Consider the following 4,384-nt stretch of genomic DNA (forward strand, 5'->3'; position numbering starts at 1 on the left):
CTCGACAACGCCGTCGCGCAGTGGCAGATCGGGCGGGCGGTGCCGATCCCCGGGGTCAGCGGCCGCGGACAGGCCGACCCCGGCTTCCTGCCCGCACAGGTGACCCGAATGTTTTTGCGGCGCATCATCGAATTTCAACCCGGGCCGACCGAGCAGCACGCCTGGGCGGCCGAGTCGCGTCACCGCCGCGCACCTGCGGGGCCGGCCGTAAAGTACCAGCTCGAATGGTTCCATCACGACAAATCCGACCCCCGCCTGCGCCGGGGCGACGTGCTGGTGTTCGTCACCGCGGACGAGTGGCTTCATCCCCCAGCCGTGGTGGATTCCGAGGCGATCGCGATCCCCCGCTCCCCCTTTGCCATCGGGCACCTGCTGCGCAGCCGCACGGACCTGGACCCGATTCCGGTGCCGGTCGCGGAGCAGATCCTCGCCGACGCCGGACACCCCAACCCCAGGCTCAAGGCCGATCATCGCATCGCTTCCCCCAGCCTGCGGGCCGCGGTGCTTGGGCTCTGGAACCTTTGAAGCCGCCACCCCACCATGTGCCGTGACCGGCGGGAACGACACGTCCCCACCGCGGACTCCCACCGACATCGCCGCGGCCATCGGGTGGGCGTCACCGGTGTGGCGGCCGCCCACGCCGGCTCCGCACTCACCCGGGAGGGTTCACGCCACGGCCGGAACGCGGGAACGCGCCTCCAGGTAACGAGCGAGGAGGTCGAGCACCTGCGCGTCCGGGTGGACGAGTTCGGGAAGATCCTTCACGCCGGTGATCGTCTGATCGACCGCGGCGACCTCCCGGCGGCATTCACCGGACACCTCCGGTGTGACGGCGGCGGCGTCGAGCCGGTCGGTGCGATACCGAATCGACTGCTCCAAACCCAGTACCGGATTACGGGTGTTGTTGCCGGCCCGCCGGGTTTCGACCATCTGCCACCAGTGATCCAGCTCGGCCGACACCGTGGGATCCGCGGTGGCGACCTCAATCCGCGAGGCACGGTCCGTCGACTGCGGATCGGTGATGTCGACCTCCCCCACACCCGCTGCGCGGGCAAGAATCTGGCCGAGTTGATGGTTGACGAGACCGTCACCGCGGCTCCACCCGTACGACACCATCACATGCACCTTGCTCGCTACGGCGAGCTCCCCCATCACACCCTGTTCCCTTCAACTAAGACGACAAAGTTCGAGTTCATCCTCCCCGTCGGGCCCCCGCCTCCCCGGACCCGGGTCGGCGGCTGTGGATCGGCGGGTCAGGCTGTGCGGCGGGCGGTGTCGGTGACCGCGCACATCGGGCACAACGTGCGCTCGCCGACAATCCACCCATTGGTACGGGCGAAGGCCACCGCCTGCGGCCGGCCGTCAACGGCCGCGGCGAAGGTGTGCTCACACAGATCGCATCGCAACGTCCAGCCGCGTCTGCCTGTGGATCGCACCAATGCATGAACAGTCATGTTGTCCCCCGACGTCGACTCTGTGCCCCCAGCATGGCACAACCTGCCCCGACGTGGTGACCCACGTCAGGGCCGTCACCACCCGATCATCATGAACGTCGTTGAAGCCGTGCGTCCTGATCGCCGGCGACAACGACCGGGCGCCCACAAGCAGACTGAGATCGCCACCCAAGCGACGCAGGAATATTCGCGGCTGCCGTATGCGACACGGCTGCTGCAGGACCTCGCGTCGAGGCCGACACCAGTCCCGCGCCGTGGCTCCCACCCCGGCCGGCACGTCCAGATCCGCGTCCGGTCACCGCCCGGATCATCGGAGAAAGGGGACGTGTCATCTAAGCAGTTCAGGGCGCATTTTTTGTTCTCAGGACTCAACCGGGACGAGGCGCTCGAGCTTGCAGTGGAACGGATACGTCCCCGGCGTACCGGCAATCGACTCGATCAGCGCGTCGTCGCCGTCAATGCTCACAATCGTCAACACCGAGGTCGCCTCGGCATGAACCTTGACTTTGTCGCCGACCTTCACCGCACCTGATCCTTCCTCGGGGACCTGTCGTCATCGCAGGTCACACCCAATTCTGCCGGACTCGGCGCTGATGTCAGAATCGCCGCCGCCCACGCCGGCCCATTACGCTGCGTGCGGGTAGGTACTGGGTCAGTGCCAGGAATTCCACCAGAGAACGATGGGCACCAGCCACGGTGTCCACACCATCCAGCTCGTTCCCAACCCGTACGGCGGGATCGAAATCATCGCTTTCACCTCGTCCCCGTCGATGCCGACCCGGCGAAGCGTGCGGGCGATGCGTGCAGGGTGGGCCAGACATCGACCGCCGGTGGTTTCGACCAGGGCCGGCGAAGACGGTGGCGGCCTCGATGTCGCTGAGTTCCACCGGCCCACCCGTCATGCCACGCGCCCCGGCTGCCGGTGGTCCGCCAGCGTTCTCCCGCCGCTCAGCGCACCGAGGCCCGGTACCAGAGATTACGCAGCGATCGTGTCGACGATCCGTCGCCTCGCCACGGCCGCGACGAATCCGATGACACTGGGATTACTGCGATCGTGGCGGTGTGCCTGGCTGTGTCAGTGGGCGTCCCGGAACGCCTGCTCGACCTCGGTAGGAATGCGCCCGCGTGCGGAGATTTCGTAGCCCTGTTCCGCCGCCCAGGTGCGGATTTCCTTGACGTTCCCGCGTCGCCGCGCCGGAACCTTCGGGGCCGCGGGACGATCGGAACGTCGTTTGCGGCCACCGACCCGGGTGGCGTGTTCGATGAAGAAACCGAGCTGGTTGTGAAACTTGCTGGCGTGCTTGTCTTTCAAGTCGATTTCGTAGTCCACCCCGTTGACGGAAAACGTGATGTTCTCCCCATCCTCACCGAAGATGGTTCCGTCGATGTCGTCGACCAGTTCGACAACCACTTTGCGCGCCACAGCTCCCCGATCTCTCACGTCTTCTGCCGATACAGCAGGCTGAACCCTACTGGCGACGGCAGCCGATCGGGGGGAGCGACCCCGGGGACGTGTCATTTTCGCAGGTCACATGCCGGTTTTAGGCGCAGGAGCCGGGACGTGGGCCCTCCGGTGATGCGGGCCCGACCCACCACCCATTCTCGCAGCTCAGCTGCCGCTGCCGCGGTCTGTCCGACGGATCTTCTCGCGGCGGGCATGTTTGGCCAGCAGGTGTTTCCGGCTGATCGGGGCGCGGAACATCTCGTCGAGCATCCGGTTTTCGATGTTGTGATGGAAGCGGAGAATGCGCTTGGCCGCCAGATACACCAGCTCCTGACGGTCCGAGCCGAGCCGGTCGGCGAGGGCGTCGAGGTGGACGAGGAGTTCGTCGTCGAGGGCGACGTCGACCCGGGCCGTGCGCGGTGCGGGACGCAGGTCGTGCACCGGTGCCACGGTCTCCAGGTCGCCCGTGAGGTCGCCGGGGTCGTCGAGGAGCCGGCGCACCGCGACACGCACCAACGCCGAGCTCAACCGGGTGCCGTGCCGGTCGGCGAGCCGGTCGATGTCGCGCAGGGCCGAGGGGCGGAGCGACACCGTGATCCTGTCGTCGAGCCCGGATGCGCCGGCCTCGTCGATCAGCGCCGCCTTGTAGTGCCCGGGGGCGGTGAGGAAGCGGTGCACCGCGACCGCGACCAGATCCCGCGGCGACGCCCCGTAGCGGGCGGCGAGGGCGCCGAAGCGGGCCGCCGCCGGGGAGTCCAGTCTCAGGGTGACCGGGTCGTGCGGCAGCGCCCGCGCCTGGTCGGCGACCCGGCGGGCCTGCGCGAGATCGGCCTCGGCGCACGGGGACCCGATGAGTCTGCGGATCCCCACCCGAAGCAACGCGGAGACCCGGCGGGGACCGTACTCGTCCGCCAGCTCCTCCAGCCGGCGTTTGGTGTCCTCGTCGAACTGGAAGACATGCCGTTTCCCGAACGGGTTCCCCTGCGGACTCGGCACCCGAAGAGGCATCTGAGCGAGTTGATCGGCGGCCGCGGCCTGCCGACGGCGGGTGTTCCGGGCGAGGAGCGTGGCCCGGTTGGCGTCCCCGCGATAGATCTCCTCGGTCACCGCCTGATCGAGGTCCCGCGGGTTCGCCAGAAGCTGGCGGGCGGCCAGGCGCATGAGTTCGGCGCGGTTCGAGTCGAGCCGCTCGGCGAGGCTGTCGAGTTGCTCGCGCAGATCGTCGTCGAAGTTCACGTTCGAGCGCGCGCCGAAGGTCTCCGGGGCCAGGTCGCGGGCGGCGCCGATCGTGGTCAGGTCGGCGGCGAGATCACCCGGGTCGTCGAGGAGACGGCGTACCGCGACCCGGATCGCTGCGGCGGTGGGGGCGTCGCCGTGGCGGCTGATGAGCCGCTCGAGTCTCTCGAGGGTGGAGCGGTTGAGGTACACGTAGGTGCGAGTCGTCAGGTCGGTGCGGGCGTCTTCGCGGAGCACCGGGTGGCGGAAT

General features: G+C 68.2%; 4 protein-coding genes and 1 pseudogene. 1 reads left to right on the forward strand and 4 read right to left on the reverse strand.

Going from position 1 to position 4,384, the window contains the following annotated elements:
* A pseudogene (locus tag ACFTZB_RS43490) lies at positions 1-525 on the forward strand (phosphatidylserine/phosphatidylglycerophosphate/cardiolipin synthase family protein); the annotation flags it as partial.
* Between the two features lie 141 nt (positions 526-666).
* Here the strand turns inward: ACFTZB_RS43490 and ACFTZB_RS43495 are convergent.
* From ACFTZB_RS43495 to ACFTZB_RS43510, 4 genes are all read right to left on the reverse strand, one after another.
* Positions 667-1,152: a hypothetical protein gene (locus ACFTZB_RS43495; protein ID WP_378441879.1), complete on the reverse strand. Its 486-nt coding sequence runs from the start codon at positions 1,150-1,152 to the stop codon at positions 667-669.
* 663 nt (positions 1,153-1,815) lie between these two features.
* Positions 1,816-1,977: a hypothetical protein gene (locus tag ACFTZB_RS43500; protein ID WP_378441881.1), complete on the reverse strand. Its 162-nt coding sequence runs from the start codon at positions 1,975-1,977 to the stop codon at positions 1,816-1,818.
* 552 nt (positions 1,978-2,529) lie between these two features.
* The gene (locus tag ACFTZB_RS43505; RefSeq protein WP_378441883.1) at positions 2,530-2,877 is read right to left on the reverse strand and encodes an Lsr2 family protein; all 348 of its coding nucleotides are present in this window, start codon (positions 2,875-2,877) and stop codon (positions 2,530-2,532) included.
* A gap of 186 nt (positions 2,878-3,063) precedes the next feature.
* The coding region (locus ACFTZB_RS43510) for a ribbon-helix-helix protein, CopG family (RefSeq protein WP_378441885.1) at positions 3,064-4,384 on the reverse strand (1,321 nt) is incomplete at its 5' end.

The organism is Rhodococcus sp. NPDC057014, from assembly GCF_042673295.1.
Classification (GTDB): Bacteria; Actinomycetota; Actinomycetes; order Mycobacteriales; family Mycobacteriaceae; genus Rhodococcus_F.